This window comes from Niallia sp. FSL M8-0099, assembly GCF_038006945.1.
In the GTDB taxonomy this organism is placed as follows: domain Bacteria; phylum Bacillota; class Bacilli; order Bacillales; family Cytobacillaceae; genus Niallia; species Niallia circulans.
Genome location: NZ_JBBOWF010000001.1, coordinates 114,719 through 132,535, shown reverse-complemented (window position 1 = coordinate 132,535; position 17,817 = coordinate 114,719). Strand labels below are relative to the sequence as shown.

Sequence of the window (17,817 nt, the reverse complement as noted above, 5' to 3'; positions counted from 1 at the left end):
AGCACCTTATCGGTTTTAATTTAATGTAATCAAAATTTCGCTCATCGCTATTTCCTAAAACACATTCTGTCCTCCACTTTTTGCTTTTTTCTTGGAGTTAGATTTATTCCAATGTTTTATTAACATGATAAATACCATTAATGCCGGCAGGCCAAATTGTAATGGAAGATGTAACAGAAAAGGATTAGACTGCAATCCCTCCTCCATATGATCGGTATAATTTCGCGCAATTAATGTTGTGAATACTCCTACAATACAAATCATCGGAATCGAAAAATACCGAAATGATTGACCAAAAATGTACTCGATTGCCTTTAATCCTCCATATATATAAATACAGCTTTTTACAAGTGTTCCGAGCATCATACAGAAAACTACAATAGCATCGATCCGTTGTAGAAAATTCCCAATAGAAACAAGTCGAGCTGCACTTAATAAGGGGAAATTGGAACGTAATCCGAGCTCGTATCCTAAAGACAAAATAATCATCAATGATGTAACCAGCAATAATAAACTTGAAATCAGAACACTATAAATAATAATCTTTTTGCTATATTTAGCATTTGAAACATTGCTCAATATAAAGGTTAAAACGAGTAATTGTCCATACGGCCGTACAATTTCATAGGGAAACACAGCAGTCCATAAGGGCTTAAAGCCGTCAGCTAATACTGGTTTTATATTAGAGAAATCAAGGTTTTTACCAGCATATAAGAAAATAAATAAAAGCATGATGAAGATAAATGCATAAGGAGTGAATATCTCTGCGGTTCTCGCAAGAACCTCCACACCCATATACAATATATATCCCATTACGAACACTAGCATAATGGTGGAAATCTCAATCGGTGTTAAGGGAAGTACTGTACTTGCTATCAACTCTCCAAAGTCGCGGATAATTCGACAGCTATAATAAAAAAAATAAGCTGCATAAACGAGACTGAGCCCCTTTGCAATTGGCCGATTAAAGCAATATTCAAACATCTCAAATAAGTTTTTCTCTGGGGCTAAAGAAATCATATAGATAAAAAATAAGGTGATGACAATTCCTATTCCTAAAGCAATCAGAAGTACAATCCATGCATCCTCTTTTGCTTTTAATCCAAGACCTATTACAATCGTACTTCCGATTTGGAAATTAAAAACAACTGCCGCCAATTGAGTTAACGAAATGCTTTCTTTTAACATGGCTGTAACACACTTCCTTTTAGAAAAGCGCAAGCGCCTCATCTTTTGCTTTATTAGTATTCCGCCAGCTCTGGCAGAAACTTCTATACTCTGTTGTGCAACTGGTATCTAAATGGAGTAATTATCCTTGAGTTTTCTGCCTGCTTTGTTTTTTATTTTTCCATAGTCGAATATCCACTACGACCGACCAGACAAAGCCTAATATTGCAGTAAAAACAATGGTAATAGCTCCTGCACCAACTTCGGCGTCGTATATTCTTTTTATACATTTCATAAATCCTTCATGAAATACAAAAATATCCAGAACAATTGTTAAAACACTCATAGATGTAAATATTAGTAGATAAGCAAAAGTTACCATTTAACCCTTCCTTTTAGTGCTTTGTTTATTTATGGTATTATCTTGTGAAATTTCTCCATTTTTATGCTTATATTTTCATTTATGAATGTTAATTCAAATAAAAAAGCTGGCATCAACCTGCTATTACGGTTGATGCCAGCTTTTAAAAAGATTATTTATTGTTTTTTTGTCTCACTTTGTAATCCACCATTTCTCCATGGTAAAAGGTTTTTCTCGATAACTGAAGATTTAGCCTCTTAGCTGTTTGCTTCAGTTCTCTTTCCTCTCTTTCTGTCACTAAACTAATAACTACTCCCGCTGCACCAAATCTGCCCGTCCTTCCAGACCGATGGATATACTGAGTCTTATCTGTAGCTAAGTCATAATGAACAACATGTGTAATATTTTGAATATCAAGCCCTCTTGCAGCTACATCTGTTGCTAGAAGCATGTTTCTCTTGCCATCTCGAAAATCAGTTAATGACTTTTGACGCTCCATTTTATTTAGATCAGAATGCAAAATACTTGTTTGAATTTTTTTAAATGCTAACTTCTCATGGATAACACTTAAATTTCCAATATCCTTTACAAACACAAGAATCTTCGCATTCTTTAAACGAGAGATCGGTTCTAGTAGCTTTACTTTATCTCGATATTCCGCTTGGAAATAAATATGCTCTACTTCAGCTGCTTCAATCACCTTATCTTTTTTGATGCGAATAATTTCTGCATCTTGAACAAGTTCAGCTGCAATATTTTCTGTTTGCTTTGGTAATGTTGCAGAAAATAAAACGACTTGTCTTTCTTTTAAAGTGGCTTTGATAATTTGACGAACAGATTCTAGATGCTCTGGTACTAACAATTGATCTGCTTCATCTAAAATTACTGTTTTTACTGCATGCATTTTTAATTTTTTTTGTTTAATCAATTCTAATGCTCTTCCAGGTGTACAAATGACAAGATGAGGATGCTTTTTCAGTTTTTCTAATTGTCTTTTAACATTTGCTCCTCCAATAAAAGAGGCCGCCCGAACACCGCTGCCCTCTCCCCATTTTTGAACTTCTCCTAAAATTTGCATAACAAGTTCTTGAGAGGAAGCAAGACAGATTGCCTGAATATTCTTCGATTCTGTATCCAAGTTATTTAAGACTGGTAGTAGATATGCCAATGTTTTTCCTGTTCCTGTTGGGGATTCAGCAATTACATCTTTTCCCTCTAATATTAGCGGAATAGATTGTGCTTGAATAGAAGTTGCTTGTTTAAACTGTGCCTTTTCCCAGTTTTCCTGTATAAACGGTTTAAATGTACTCCAAAATAGCTGTTCTTTCATTTCGTTCTCCTTTTTCATCAAAATCAGACAAATAGCATCTAACCTTAAAATATATCTTCTTATTATAAATTATTTACGAAAAAATAGATATGAAACCTTATTCAATAGGGGGAGATTATATTTTTCGCTGAATATAAATTATAAATGCTGGATTTCGAGGATTTCTTTGTTTCTACAAAGAAAGGAGCTTCGTTTCTTGCGAAGCTCCTTTTCAAACTATATGAATAGCTGATTCTTCCCTACTGTATGAACGATATCGACACCATCTTTGATTCGCTTCATTTTTACATCTAGTTCATGGGCTGCATCTGCTGCTTCCTTTAATTCATTAAGTAAATGTGCAGGAACATCTTTGTCGAATTTATAATAGATTTTATGTTCTAAGCTTGCCCAAAAGTCCATCGCAATCGTTCTTATTTGAATTTCAACAAATACTTCTTGCATTCCTGTACTTAAGAAAACAGGAATACTGATAATTAAATGTAAGCTTTTATAGCCATTTGGTTTTGGATTTTTAATATAATCTTTTACCTGCAGTACTTTAATATCAGCTTGTTTTTCAATAATATTATAAATTTCGTAAATATCCGAAATAAAGGAACAAGTAATTCGAACTCCTGCAATATCATGTATATATTTTTTGGCATTTTCCATTGTTATAGCATGCCCTTTTCGATGCAGCTTTTGCATAATACCCTTTGGATCTTTAATTCGTGATTTAATGTGCTCGATTGGATTATGATTATGGATAAATTGAAATTCCTCATTTAATATTTTTAGTTTCGTATTTATTTCATCTAAAGCAAAGTTATAAATAATTAAGCTATTTTTCCATTCATTAAGCTCATTTGATAATTCATGTAAATTGAAGTTATTATCTTCCATGTATGTCTTGAGTTGTTTTACGCTTTCCATAAACTAGTATGTCTCCTTTGGATTCCTATAAACCTTTTCTGCGTCTACTCCGATACTCTTCAAAAATTCAATAATTTGGTCAATTGTTTTCACTTTCAACATCCACCTTTGTATATAACGAGCTATTTTCGGATGGTTGACATGCACCGAATCTATCTTTATTGTAAACAATAATGACCGGTCAGTCAAATATCATTTCAAACAAATATTTTTATTTATAAAATAAGAAACAGCACTTCCCTTATTCCTTCAATATCAGCTCTAAGGAGAGAAGTGCTGTTCTTTATATATCTACTATCTACACTGACCAACCGGTGCAGCCCCATTTTATTTTTATAATCTAATCAACTGTCTCTGAGAATTGGTTTTGATGTAGTTCATAATAAAAGCCTTTTTTCTTCAATAATTCTTCGTGAGACCCCTTTTCGGCTATCATCCCTTTATCCAATACTAGAATCAGATCCGCATGTTTAATGGTGTTTAATCGGTGAGCAACAACAAAGCTCGTTTTCCCTTTCATCAACCGTTTTAAAGCATCTTGAATTTTCATCTCTGTGATTGTATCAATGCTACTTGTTGCTTCATCCAGAATAAGAATAGATGGATCTGCTAAAATTGCTCGAGAAATGGATAACAGCTGCTTTTGTCCTTGACTAATTCCGTTTCCATTAGCAGAAAGAATCGTATCATATCCTTCCGGAAGATGTTCAATAAAGCCATGAGCATTGGCCTGCTTTGCTGCATACTCCACTTCCTCATCCGTAGCATTTAACCTGCCATACCGAATGTTTTCCCGGATGGTCCCTTCGAATAGATAGCTATCCTGAAGAACAAATCCCATATGCGAACGAAGACTCTCTCTTTTTATTTTTGTAATCTCCTGTCCATCCACTAATATATTTCCTGCGGTTGCATCATAAAATCTCGTGATAAGCTGGATAATAGTCGTCTTTCCAGCTCCAGTGGGTCCAACCAAAGCAATTGTTTCACCTGGGTTTGCCTTAAAATCAATATCTTTTAAAATTTCTTTATTTACCTCATAAGAAAAAGAAACATGCTTAAACTGAACTTCTCCTTTCATTTCTTCCATCACGGCTGCTTTCTTCTCATCTACTTCTTCTCTTTCTTCATCTAATACGTCAAATACTCTCTCTGCACCCGCGATGGCAGATAACAGTGTATTAAATTGATTCGATAAATCATTTAAGGGTCTAGTGAACTGTCGGGAATATTCAACAAAGATTACAATAACCCCAATAGATACAGTACCTGATTTGAGGGCTAATAGCCCGCCAACCCCTACAATTACTGCATAGCTAGCATTATTTAACATATTCATCAACTTTGGAATAAAGCCTGAATAGACTTGTGCCCAATACGCAGAATTCTTAAGCTTATCACTTTTTTCTTTCATATCATGAATCACTTTTTCTTCTAAAGAAAAAGTTTTTACAATTTTTTGTCCTGAAATAGATTCCTCAATAAATCCATTTAACTCCCCTAAATTCTTTTGCTGTTCCTTAAACAATATACTTGTTCTACTCGTAATCCACTTCATTCCGATAAACATAACTGGCACAATAGTTAAAGTCAGGACGGTTAATAACGGGCTGAGCAATAACATAACGACTACTGTCCCAACTAATGTGATAATACTAGAGAAGATTTGGATAACAGAGCTATTTAAAGTAGAACTGACATTTTCAATATCATTTGTAACACGACTCATCAATTCTCCATGCTGCTTTTTGTCAAAATAACTTATCGGCAGCTCATGAAATTGGTGGAATAAATCCGCTCTTAAGCGAAAAACAGTTGTTTGTGAAATTCCAACCATCCAATAACTTTGCAAAAATAATGCAACAGAATGAAAAAAGTAAATACCACCAAGGGCTATTAGCATTCCTGTAAAACCATCTAAATTTCTATTGACAATAAAACGATCAATAGAAATTCCTAAAACATATGGTCCCAATAATCCTAATGCACAGCTCATTGCCACCATCACTAAAACAAGAAATAATAATCCCTTTTTTTGTGCAAGATAGCTCCATAATCGGTATAAGGTCTTCCCCATATTTTTTGGTTTTTTCCCTTTTTTAACAACTGTGGGATCTGGCTTTAATTTAGGTTTAGGATAGCGAAATGGATCGGTTAGTTCCCTTTGCATTCTCCCACTCTCCTTCCCCTAGTTGTGATTCTACTATTTTTTGATAAAGGTTGTTTGTCTTCCATAACTCATCATGGGAAGCAAAACTTACAATCTTTCCATCTTCAATCAACATTATTCTATCTGCCTTCATCGCAGTAGATACTTTCTGCGTAATGAGCAGAAGGGTACATTGATAATCTGCAACTGCATCCAGCAGCTTTTTTTCTGTTTTTAAATCTAATGCACTTGTACTATCATCTAGCAGGAGAATACTTGGCTTTCTGACGAGTGCTCTTGCAATGGAAAGGCGTTGCTTTTGTCCTCCGGATAAATTAACTCCCTTTTGTCCAATTCTCGTATCATATGTATGAGGCATTAACATAATGGTATCGTGAATTTGGGCATCTTTTGCAGCTTGCACTACTTCATCAAAGGTCGCATCAGGATTTCCCCATCTAATATTTTCTTGAATGGTACCCGTAAAGAGCATCGATTCCTGTGGTACATATCCAATTTGCTTTCTTAGCGTATTTAATGAATATGAATCCACTCGTTTATCGTCGATCAAAACGCTTCCTTCTGTTGGTTCATAAAGACGTGGAATTAATTGGAAGAGTGTTGTTTTTCCTGAACCTGTTGCTCCTAATATAGCAATTGTTTCTTTAGGGTGGATGGTAAAGTGCAGATTCTCTATCGTATTCCTTCTATTAGATGGATAACGAAAGGATACATGCTGGAACTTAATTTTCCCTTTCAGTTTTGAGTCCATACTTTCATCTGGATTATCCTTATCCTGTTCTTTCTTATCAATAATCTCTTGGATTCGATCAGCTGAAGCTTTTGAACGAGAAATAACCATTACTAACATACTTACTACAGAAATCGATGTAGTGATTCTTAATGTATAATTGATAACGGCAACTACTTCACCAATCTGTGCCTCACCTGTGTTTATTTGTCCGGATCCAATCCAAAGTATGGCAATAATACATAGATTCATAGCGAATAATAAGAGCGGCACAGTAGTTTCCATAATTCGGAGCGCCTTTTGGGTAAGATTTTTTAAATCCTCGCTTGTATGCATAAAACGATTTCTTTCAAACTGCTTACGGATATATGCTCGGATAAGCCTCACTGCTGTTAAATTCTCCAGCATCACACTGTTTACCTGATCGAGTTTCTTTTGAACAGATTGAAACAGACTTCTTCCTATTTTAATAACCCAAATAAACATAACCACAATAAGCGGAATCGTAATCGCCAATATAAACGCTAGTTTCACATTAACTAAGAAGGACATAATGATTCCACCAACGATTAAAAGCGGTGCCCTTAATAGAAATCGCAATCCCATAAATATCGTGTTTTGTAATTGTGTAATATCATTCGTTAATCTAGTGATCAAAGACGAACTTGCAAAAACATTACTGCTTGAAAACGTAAAATACTGAATGATTTGATATAACTCATTCCGAAGACTATAGCCAAAATTCTGACAAACATGGGAAGAATAGAATGTATTAATTATTCCAGCAGCAAAGGCTACAAGCGAAAATAATATCAACAATCCTCCCCAAATTAACACTACTTTTGTATCTTGATGAGCCAAGCCATCATCAATTATCTTTGCCATAATCAATGGCTGAACCAGTTCTACCGCAAGTTCGGTTAACATTAGTATAAGTGCTATTGTAATACTTAGTTTATATACTCGAAGTCGACCAAATATTTTTGACATTATTCCCTCCAGCCTTTACTCTAATTGAATTTACTACTTAATATCCAATCATCGATGAAATTTATTTAGATTTGCTAAACATTATTTTTATCATACCTCTTTTTAGTAAGTTAGAAAACATCATTCAGAATAAAATTAATTCAGTATATTTTATTACATGTACAAATGCCACCTTCTTTCTTAAAATAAAAAAACCGAACAATTATACAAAAATTCTAGATTAGAATCTCTGTATAATTGTTCAGGTTTAAATTTGTTGGAAATATTTATGTTCGAGCCGCTTTTATCGCTTTTAGTTTACACCAGCTAACGACCATTTATATAATTCATTATGGAAACCAAATACCTTTGGTGATCCCACAGCTACATCTTTAGAAACTGCTCCAAAGTCATAGTCAGAATACAATGTAAAGATCGGCAGTTCATCACTCCAAATTGCTTGAAGCTCATTATAAATCTCTTTACGCTTTTCTGTATCTGGTTCTTGTTTCCCCTTTGCTAATAGTTCATCTACCTTTGGATTGTTATAATTTGTATAGTTACTTGATCCCGCAGAACCATAGATTGTTGTTAAATCTGGATCAATAGTATTAGTGAAGCCAATTAGCATTAAATCGTAGTCGCCTGCTCTCGCTTTTGACATAATCGTTGGGAAATCATACGTAGTTGTATTTAGTTTTAATCCAACCGCTTTTAAATTTTCGGCAATAATATTGGCTGATTGTTCCCGCACTTTGTTTCCAATCGGAACAACAAATTCTATTGTCTTATTGAAATCCCAGCCTGCTTCTTCTAATAACTGCTTCGATTTCTCTGGATCATACGTGTATGTTTCTAATTCTTTATCAAGATAAGGGCTGATGGATGTATACGGACCGTCTACAATTTCTCCTTCTCCCTTTAGTAATTGATCGACAATTTTTTGACGATCAATAGCATAAGCGATTGCTTGTCTTACTTTCTTATCTGTGATGGTTTCCATATTAAAACTCATATTCTGATATCCATATGTTTTATCTGTTGTGGTTGTTACATTGTCAAATCCTTTTACTGTCTCAAAGTCTTGCACTGCAATTTTTCCAATCCCTCCTGCAGCATTCATTTGAATTTCGCCTGTCTGCAATTGAGCTACAAGGTTTGCTGCTGGCATGATTTTCACAAATAGTTTATCCAGTTCTACATCCCCTAAATAATAGTCATCATTCCTAGCATATTCTACATATTGATCTTTTGCATATTTAACAAACTTAAAAGGACCATTCGTTACGGTCGGCTTCATCATAAAAGGATCCTTTTGGAGATTTTCCGGAGCAATATTCTTTAACTTATGTTCTGGAAGAATCATAAATTTAGAACCTAATTGTTCTTTCACCATATTTGGATCAACTGGGGCCTTTGTCTTAAATTGAATTGTTTTCTCATCAACAATGGTTATAGATGGTATTTCTGTTTCTCCTTCTGGAAGCTTGCCATCGTCTGTTAATCCATCTAATACAGTTAAATAGGCTCCAACAGCTGTTTCCGTCTTTGGATTAGCAACTAAATTTAACGTAAAAGCAACATCCGCAGACGTAACAGGTGTTCCATCTGTCCAATTTGCATCCTTATTAATTTTGATTGTAAATGTCTGATTATCCTCTGTTTCAAAGGACTCAGCTAGCTTTGGTGTAAACTCCAAAGGACCAGTCATCTCTAAAAAAGTATCAAACATAAATTTTTCTAACCATGATGCTGCAATATCAGAAGAATTAATGGGATTAAAACTAACTGGAGCATTTACAAGCCCCAAATACATCGTATTTTCTTTTGCACCACCACCAGTTGAAGCTGGATTATTTACACCCGAGCACGCTGAAAGTAATACTAAAATGACAATGGAAAATAGACTAAATATCGTTTTAAATTTCTTCATTGAATGTTCCCCCATCTATTGTTCTAGAATAGTAATAAATGCATCTCCTCATCATTTATGGCTCTTGGGATCCATTGCATCTCGCAAACCGTCCCCCATAAAATTTATGGATAATACAGCAAGTAATATCATGACTCCAGGCGGAATCCATAACCAAGGCTGTGTTGCCAATACAGTAATGGATTGAGCTTCATTAAGCATATTCCCCCAGCTTGCTGTAGGAGGCTGAACACCCATCCCTAAAAAGCTCAAGGATGCTTCCATAATAATGGCAGACGCAATGCCAAATGTAGCATTAACAAGAATCGGCGCAATGCAATTCGGAAGAATATGTTGAAAAACAATTTTTGGCGTGGAATACCCTAAAGCGACACCTGCTTTAACATAATCCATTTCTTTAATTGTTAATACACACCCTCTTACTAATCTTGCAATCGATGGCCATCCGAGCAAACCTAATACTAAAATAACGTTAAATAGACTTGGCCCCATTATACTTACTAGAACCAAAATTACCATTAAATACGGAAATGACATGAACACATCTGTAATACGCATGATAACCATGTCCACCCATTTTCCAAAATACCCCGCAATCGCTCCTAGTATAGTACCAATAGCAACATAAATCACCACTGCTCCGACTCCTACTGATAAAGAGACTCTAGCAGCATATAATAGTCGGCTAAACAAGTCCCTTCCCACTTCATCTGTACCAAGAATATTATTAGCAGAAGGAGCAGACGCAAATTCGCCATCAACAGAATATGGATTATGCGGTGCAATTACTGGAGCAAAGATTGCAATCAGAACCATTAATGAAAAAATAATGAGACCAACAACGGCCAACTTATGTTTAAAAAAACGTTTTGTTATTAGTTTTAGATAGCTTTCTTCATTCCCCAATTGATTTTGAACAGGAATCACCACATTAACTTGTAATTCCGTATCCACTTTCACATTAGGAATACTCATATGCACTCCTCCTTAGTTATACTTAATTCGCGGATCTACTACGGCATATAAAATGTCAGCAAGTAAATTCGAAAATAGGACAGCAAGTGCTGCAATAAAATTTATCGCCATTAACGTAGGATAGTCACGAGAGGAAATCGACTGGATTGTTAGTTGTCCTAAGCCTGGCCATTGAAAAATTTGCTCCGTTACTACTGCGCCGCCTATTAAAATTGGTATTTCCATTCCGATAATTGTAATAATAGGAATTAACGCATTCTTTAATCCATGCTTATTGGTAACGATAAACTCTTTTAATCCTTTCGCTCTTGCTGTCCGCAAATAATCTTGCCCCATTACTTCCAACATGCTGCTTCTGACATAGCGAACCGTACTGCCTGCAATCCCGGTTCCTAATATAGCGGCTGGCATAATGAGGTGAAACAATGTATCCATAAATCCTCCACTGCTTCCCAATGTAAACATGCCACCTGTCGGTAAGATATTTAAAACAAGTGCAAATACGTAAATACTTCCTAATCCTAAGAAAAAGTTAGGAATGGATACACCTAAAAATGAAAAAGTAGTAGTTAAATAATCAATCCAAGAATACTGCTTTGTTGCACTCAAAATTCCTATTGGAATGGCAATAATATAAGCAATAACTAAGGCAGTGCTCATAAGGAGCAACGTGGGGCCAACACGATTTAGCACTAAATCTAATACAGGTTCATATGTTGTATAGGAAAATCCAAAATCTCCTTGCAAAAGATTTCCAAGCCATCTAAAGTATTGAATATAAATAGGATCATTAAGACCTAATGCTTCTTTCTTTGCATCAATATCCGCCTGAGTAGTATCTGGATTAATATACATATCTACCGGGTTACCAGGAGCCAAGTTAATAATAATAAAGTTAAATACCGTTACCCCCAGCAACACTGGAATAGCAATCAATAATCTCCTGATAATATATTGGAACAAATGAATCTCCCTCCTTTAACGTAGTGGAAAATGACAGGCAACTGAATGATTTGCTCCATCTAATAGCGGCTCCTTCTCCTTACACATAGCTTGTGCCATAGGACATCTAGTATGGAACCTGCACCCATTTGGTGGATTTGCCGGACTTGGAACATCTCCTTCTACCACAATCCGCTCTCTATTTCGAAGATGAGGATTAGGAATCGGATAGGCACTTAGCAACACTTGTGTATAAGGATGCTTTGGATTCTTAAAAATCTCTTCAGTCTTTCCAATTTCCACAATTTTGCCTAAATACATAACGGCAATTCGATCACTAATATACTTAACTGCTCCTAGACCATGTGCAATAAATAAATAGGTTAAATTAAATTCCTTTTGTAAATCCTTTAATAAATTTAGTACTTGCGCTTGAATAGAAACATCCAATGCTGATACCGGTTCATCGCAAACAATCAATTTTGGGTTTAGCATAAGAGCTCTAGCAATCCCTACCCTTTGTCTTTGACCGCCAGAAAATTCATGAGGATATCTGCTTTTATGAAATTTAGTTAATCCTACTATTTCAAGCATTCGATCTACCTTTTTACTTGCTTCTTCTTTTGTCGCAAGTCTGTGGGCAATTAAAGGCTCTGCCAATAAATCACCGATTCGCTTTCGCGGATTGAGAGAAGAATAGGGATCTTGAAAGATGATTTGCATATCTGTGCGAATTTTTCTTAATTCCTTATTTTGAATGGCGGCCATATCTCTTCCTTCAAATAAGACTTTCCCATCTGTCGGAGGATCTAGCTTCACAATAGCTCTGCCAGTAGTGGATTTCCCACATCCAGATTCACCAACAAGGGAAATTGTTTCCCCAGAATAAATGGAAAAATCAAGACCATCTACAGCTTTTACATGGCCAACGGTTTTCGATAATATCCCTTTCTTAATTGGATAATATTTCTTTAAATTTTGGATTTCTACTAATGGCTGCATTTGTTCTTTGAATATTCCGTCTTTTTCAGACAAGATTTCTACACTCATATCTTAACCTCCCTTTCCTCTTCCAGCATGTTGCCTTGTTGCTGAGTCTCATACAACCAACAACGAACCTTGTGATCTGCTTGATTGTCTATGCTAATATGGGGAGGCTTTTCGGCAATGCATTTTTCAGTGACATAAGGGCAGCGAGTATGAAATCTACAGCCTTTTGGCATTTGCTGTAATGTCGGAACAGAGCCTGGAATAGAATATAATTTTTCTTGAGAATCATACTCTAAATGTGGAATAGATTCGATTAAGCCTTTGGTGTAGGGATGCTTTGGCTCATCAAAAAGAGTAAAGACATCTGCCTCTTCTACCACCTGCCCGGCATACATGACAATAACCTTATCAGCCATTTCCGCAATAACTCCTAAATCATGGGTAATCATCATAATCGCTGTCTCTGATTCGTTTTTTAAACTTTTCATTAATTCAAGAATCTGTGCTTGAATGGTTACATCTAATGCTGTTGTTGGTTCATCTGCGATTAGAAGCTTCGGTTTACAAGATAGAGCCATCGCTATCATTACCCTTTGCCGCATACCTCCAGAAAGAGCGTGTGGATATTCATCAATAATTACCTCTGCTCTTGGAATTCCTACTTTCTTCAGCATTTCTACCGCATAGCTCTTTGCTTTTTTGGCATTTAAGCCCATATGTAGACGAATTAGTTCCACCATTTGATTTCCAATTGTAAAAACCGGATTTAAAGAAGTCATTGGTTCTTGAAAGATCATCGAAATTTCATTTCCTCTAACTTTTCGCATCTCCGCTTCCGTTAGTGTCGTTAATTCTTTCCCCTTCAGATTTATCGTTCCCTTTTTGATATAACCATGTTTTCCTAACAGTCTCATAATCGATAGGGAAGTAACACTCTTACCACAGCCTGACTCTCCTACAATACCAATAGTCTCTCCTGGCTTAAGCTGAAAAGTAACCTCCTCTACCGAAATAACCTCCCCCTTATCCGTTCGAAAAGCTGTTTGCAATTTCTCCACCTCTAAAATATTCCGCACCATACTTCCCCTCCTTCAAGTAAAGCGTAAGCGCCTGTTTATCAGCGTAAAAACTGGAAGATCACCGACTGAGATAAAGGAAACACAGTGAACGCTAGTGAACTGATGTTGACTTATCGTAGGGAGGTGATCAGAAGTTTGCTAGCTGATAGGCGCTGGAGCTAGATCGTTCTCTGACTTAGAACGTTTTTCCCTGTTATTTCGTAAAGCGTAAGCGCCTGTTTATCAGCGTAAAAACTGGAAGATCACCGACTGAGATAAAGGAAACACAGTAATCGTAGTAAACTGATGTTGACTACGAAAAGAGGTGATCAGAAGTTTGCTAGCTGATAGGCGCTTATCGCTTGTTAGAATACTAGACTTTAGATTGTAGAGCTGTTCACCAAAGCCTCTTTCCTTTCTGTATTCGTGTAGTAATCTACTAGACTTAAAAATATCTTAGCTGTATGGAGCATGGCCCTTTCATCAAAAGTAAACTTTGGATGATGATGAGGATAAATTGCCTCTATATCTTCGTTTCTAGCCCCTACTGAAAAGAAACATCCAGGTCGATTTTGTAGATAATAAGAGAAATCTTCTCCACCCATTCCTGGTTTTTCTATTATGACAGGCTTGCTTTCTGGCAAGGCATTTATCAAACATTTTTCGAGTATATTTGTTTCATCCACTGTATTTACAGTAGAGGGATAGCCTTTTGTATAATTAAATTCAAAAGTTGCATGGAATGCTTTACATACCCCTTTAATTAGCTGCTCCATTTCTTCTATAATCAATGATCGTACATCTTCATCAAATGTACGAACGGTTCCAGTTAAATCAGCTGTATCTGAAATGACATTTCCCGCATTTCCTGCATGAAATGATCCAATGGAAATAACTGCGGGCTTCTGTGGGTTTACTCTTCTGCTAACAATATGTTTAAGTTGATTGGCAATTTGGACGCCAACTGCAACAGCATCAATTGTTTGATGGGGAGATGCCCCATGTCCACCTTTCCCTTGAATTTTTAATTCAAATGCGTCACTTGCAGCGGATACTGGTCCAATTCTATAAAGGACACTCCCTAGTTCACTGCCAGAGGCTAAATGAGCACCATAGACAACATCTACACCATCTAAACAGCCATCTTCAATCATGGCAATGGCTCCCCCTGGCGGTGATTCCTCCGCATGCTGGTGTAATAGCACTACATTCCCAGCCAATTCTTCCGCATTATCCTGAAGAACCTTTGCTACTGCCAGCAATGTAGCTGTATGCCCATCATGTCCACATGCATGCATCACACCTGGAACTTTCGATTTAAAAGCTACATTCTTTTCATCCTGAATCGGTAAGGCATCAAAGTCTGCTCGTAAGGCAATCGTTTTTCCAGGCTTAGCACCGTAAATCTTACCTACAATCCCATTTCCACCAACATTTCGTCTTACTTCAATTCCGAAGCTTTCCAACAGGTCACCAATCATCTTACTTGTATTAATTTCTTGAAAAGATAGCTCTGGATTTTCGTGTAAATATCGTCTCCACTCTACCATTTGCTCATACATAGCTTCAATTTCTTCATACCATTTCTCTAGCATCTCAATCGCTCCCATCCCATTACATTAATTTTCGAAAAGATCTTTCTTATAGAACTGGTTCAGCAAGGTTTTCTTTTACTTGGATCGATACATAATTATCGACAATACTCAAAAATGCTTTTCCAGCATAAATCATTGCTCTTTCGTCAAAATCAAACATTGGATGATGATGAGGATAAGCTTTTCCCTCTGAGACTTTTGCTCCTGTATGAAAAAACATACCCGGCTTTTCAAGCAAATAATAAGAAAAATCCTCTGCCCCCATGATTGGTACGGAACGAACTAACATATTCTTATCTAATGAATTTTCTATAACCTTTTCAAAAACTTCTACTTCTTCCTCATGATTATATACAGCTGGGTATCCCTTTATATAATTAATCTCAGCAGTAGCCTGCATGCTCTCACAAATCTCATTCACCATTAATTTGATCTCTTCTTCCATAAATAAACGCAGATCTTTATCTAGTGTTCGGACGGTTCCTGTCATCACAGCAGTATCAGCAATGACATTTTGCGCCTTTCCTCCATGAAAGGATCCTACAGATAGTACAACGGGATTTAATGGATCTACACGTCTGCTCGCAATATATTGTAGCTGGCTGACTAGCGCCGTTCCGACCGCAATCGCATCCACTGTTTCATGAGGAGCGGAACCATGTCCCCCCTTTCCTTTAATGGTAATTTCAAATGCATCTGCTGCTGCTTGCGAGTATCCGGGTTTATAATAATATTTTCCGAGTTCATTTAATGAGGAAAGATGTGCCCCATAAACGACATCTACATCTTTTAAACAATCGTCTTCAATCATTGCTTTTGCTCCACCAGGTGATAATTCTTCAGCATGCTGATGAAGCAGTACAATATTCCCGGCAATACTATCCCTATTATCTTGAAGTACTTTCGCCACCGCTAAAAGAGTAGCTGTATGTCCATCATGCCCACATGCATGCATAACTCCTGGCACCTTCGATTTATACGGTACATCCTTTCCATCCTGGATTGGCAATGCATCAAAGTCTGCTCGCAGCGCAATCGTTTTGCCAGGTTTGGCTCCATATATTTTCCCAACTACTCCTCTACCACCAACATTTCTCCTTACTTCAATACCGAATCCTTCTAAAATTTCAGCAATCATTCTTGGTGTTTCCACCTCTTGGAAAGATAGTTCTGGGTACTGATGAAAATGTCTTCTCCACTCAACCATTTGATCAAACATCTCGGCTAATTCACTATGCCATTTTTTTAACATACTACCCCTCCTAATAAATTTGCTTATGAATAAGGAATACTTCTTGAGAAGTTAGAAAAAATGCAGCTTAACTATATCCCTTAATTTTGATTTCTTTTATATTAACGGTAATTTCAAGCAATGTATAATAAGTTTTTTTAATCATCAAAATATTCAGAATAAATTAACAACCTCTTATTTTTCCTATCATCCCTATTTATTAGGGTTGTTATCGTTTACATCGTTTATTTTTCTCCTACTAAATTAATTCCTTTCTCCTAAGGGGGTTCTACCACATGCCCATCAAGTAAAAAATGCTTGTTCCCCAAAACGAGAAAAATATTACTTTTCTCTAAAACTAATAAAATTTTATCCAAGTTCGATGATACTAGGGTGACACCTCATTTAGAGATGATTTAAGAATGTATATATACCTTTATTCAGCATAATAAAAAATCAATTATCAAAATATTGTGTTATATTTTTATTATCTCTTATTGAAAGTGAGTTATTATGACAGTCCGTTCTTTCCAACTATCAATTAAATACAGGGTACGGAGGGGTTAATATTAGAAGTTTCTTTAATTAAAAATTTTCCGTATACAAAAATGGAGGAAAATACTATATGTTTAGTTATTATAGTGCACTTTGTACTGAGCTCTACGATTTCACAAAGCCTGTGGGGTACTCTTTAAATGGGGATATTGAATATTACCAAGAACGGTTAAAAAATTGTCAGGGACGTATTCTAGAAGCTGCAGTTGGCTCAGGACGTTTTATTATTCCACTTCTTGAGGCGGGATATATAATTGATGGAATTGATTATTCTCCTGAAATGTTGAACTCTTGTCGTAAACGTTGTGAAGAAAGAGGATTAAGCCCTAATTTATATGAAGATAAATTACAGGGATTTTCATTGCCATTTAATTATAAGGCAATTATTATTCCTACAGGTTCCTTTTGTTTAATAGAAAAACGAGAAGACTCTCTAAACGCATTGAAGTGCTTTTATAAACATCTTGTTCCAGGAGGACGCTTGATTGTTGATCTTCTATTACCTCATGATTGGAAAACAGGAGAGATTTCTACTTCAACTTTTTCCCTACCTAACGGGGATGGGATTACGCTGGAAAACAAATCGATTGAAATGGATTGGCTAAATCAATTTACTATTTCCTACTTGAAATATGAGAAATGGCGTAAAGGAAAGTTGATTCAAACCGAGTTACAACGTTTTGCGCTGCGTTGGTATGGAATTGAAGAATTTAAGCTTATTTTGGAAAATATCGGTTTCTCTGATATTACGTGCTCCGCTGATTATGTTTACGAGAAGCAACCATCAAATGCAAGTCAAATCATTACTTTTGAAGCTGTAAGAAAACAATAACGGTAAGATTAACCTTATAAAAACATGTGATATCACACTTATACAAAAAGACAAGTAAATCTCC

At 36.0% G+C, this 17,817-nt stretch carries 14 protein-coding genes; 1 reads left to right on the top strand and 13 read right to left on the bottom strand.

Annotated elements, in window-relative coordinates; genetic code table 11:
• Window positions 1–54 precede the first annotated feature (54 nt).
• The 13 genes from NSQ92_RS00610 to NSQ92_RS00550 form a co-directional block, all read right to left on the bottom strand.
• Window positions 55–1,188 (bottom strand): GerAB/ArcD/ProY family transporter, encoded by a 1,134-nt coding sequence (locus NSQ92_RS00610; RefSeq protein ID WP_341152233.1) that lies wholly within the window; start codon window positions 1,186–1,188, stop codon window positions 55–57.
• Between the two features lie 121 nt (window positions 1,189–1,309).
• Window positions 1,310–1,549, bottom strand: a complete 240-nt coding sequence (locus tag NSQ92_RS00605) for a hypothetical protein (protein WP_172864638.1) — start codon at window positions 1,547–1,549, stop codon at window positions 1,310–1,312.
• 151 nt (window positions 1,550–1,700) lie between these two features.
• Window positions 1,701–2,858, bottom strand: a complete 1,158-nt coding sequence (locus NSQ92_RS00600; RefSeq protein WP_341152033.1) for a DEAD/DEAH box helicase — start codon at window positions 2,856–2,858, stop codon at window positions 1,701–1,703.
• Between the two features lie 216 nt (window positions 2,859–3,074).
• Window positions 3,075–3,743, bottom strand: coding sequence for a GTP pyrophosphokinase (locus tag NSQ92_RS00595; RefSeq protein ID WP_047941826.1), 669 nt, complete (start codon window positions 3,741–3,743; stop codon window positions 3,075–3,077).
• A 370-nt stretch (window positions 3,744–4,113) separates the two neighbouring features.
• On the bottom strand, window positions 4,114–5,943 hold the full coding sequence (locus NSQ92_RS00590) for an ABC transporter ATP-binding protein (RefSeq protein WP_341152232.1): 1,830 nt from the start codon (window positions 5,941–5,943) through the stop codon (window positions 4,114–4,116).
• Window positions 5,906–7,663: an ABC transporter ATP-binding protein gene (locus tag NSQ92_RS00585; protein ID WP_047941758.1), complete on the bottom strand. Its 1,758-nt coding sequence runs from the start codon at window positions 7,661–7,663 to the stop codon at window positions 5,906–5,908. Before NSQ92_RS00585 ends, NSQ92_RS00590 begins: the two co-directional genes overlap by 38 nt.
• Window positions 7,664–7,955: 292 nt before the next feature.
• Window positions 7,956–9,575, bottom strand: a complete 1,620-nt coding sequence (locus tag NSQ92_RS00580; RefSeq protein WP_053215647.1) for an ABC transporter substrate-binding protein — start codon at window positions 9,573–9,575, stop codon at window positions 7,956–7,958.
• A gap of 51 nt (window positions 9,576–9,626) precedes the next feature.
• Window positions 9,627–10,550 (bottom strand): oligopeptide ABC transporter permease, encoded by a 924-nt coding sequence (gene opp4C, locus NSQ92_RS00575; RefSeq protein WP_341152231.1) that lies wholly within the window; start codon window positions 10,548–10,550, stop codon window positions 9,627–9,629.
• 12 nt (window positions 10,551–10,562) lie between these two features.
• Window positions 10,563–11,513 carry an ABC transporter permease gene (locus tag NSQ92_RS00570; protein ID WP_082138299.1) on the bottom strand — a complete coding sequence of 317 codons (951 nt, stop codon included), beginning with the start codon at window positions 11,511–11,513 and terminating at the stop codon, window positions 10,563–10,565.
• Window positions 11,514–11,528: 15 nt separating this feature from the next.
• Window positions 11,529–12,542, bottom strand: coding sequence for an ABC transporter ATP-binding protein (locus tag NSQ92_RS00565; RefSeq protein WP_047941761.1), 1,014 nt, complete (start codon window positions 12,540–12,542; stop codon window positions 11,529–11,531).
• Entirely contained in the window at window positions 12,539–13,561 is a 1,023-nt protein-coding gene (locus NSQ92_RS00560) for an ABC transporter ATP-binding protein (protein ID WP_047941762.1), read from the bottom strand. Before NSQ92_RS00560 ends, NSQ92_RS00565 begins: the two co-directional genes overlap by 4 nt.
• A 359-nt stretch (window positions 13,562–13,920) precedes the next feature.
• Window positions 13,921–15,135: a M20 family metallopeptidase gene (locus NSQ92_RS00555; protein ID WP_336045068.1), complete on the bottom strand. Its 1,215-nt coding sequence runs from the start codon at window positions 15,133–15,135 to the stop codon at window positions 13,921–13,923.
• A 46-nt stretch (window positions 15,136–15,181) separates the two neighbouring features.
• The gene (locus tag NSQ92_RS00550; RefSeq protein WP_047941764.1) at window positions 15,182–16,387 is read right to left on the bottom strand and encodes an amidohydrolase; all 1,206 of its coding nucleotides are present in this window, start codon (window positions 16,385–16,387) and stop codon (window positions 15,182–15,184) included.
• A 604-nt stretch (window positions 16,388–16,991) separates the two neighbouring features.
• Here NSQ92_RS00550 and NSQ92_RS00545 point away from each other — a divergent pair.
• Window positions 16,992–17,753 (top strand): class I SAM-dependent methyltransferase, encoded by a 762-nt coding sequence (locus NSQ92_RS00545; RefSeq protein ID WP_095259138.1) that lies wholly within the window; start codon window positions 16,992–16,994, stop codon window positions 17,751–17,753.
• The last annotated feature ends 64 nt before the right edge of the window (window positions 17,754–17,817 follow it).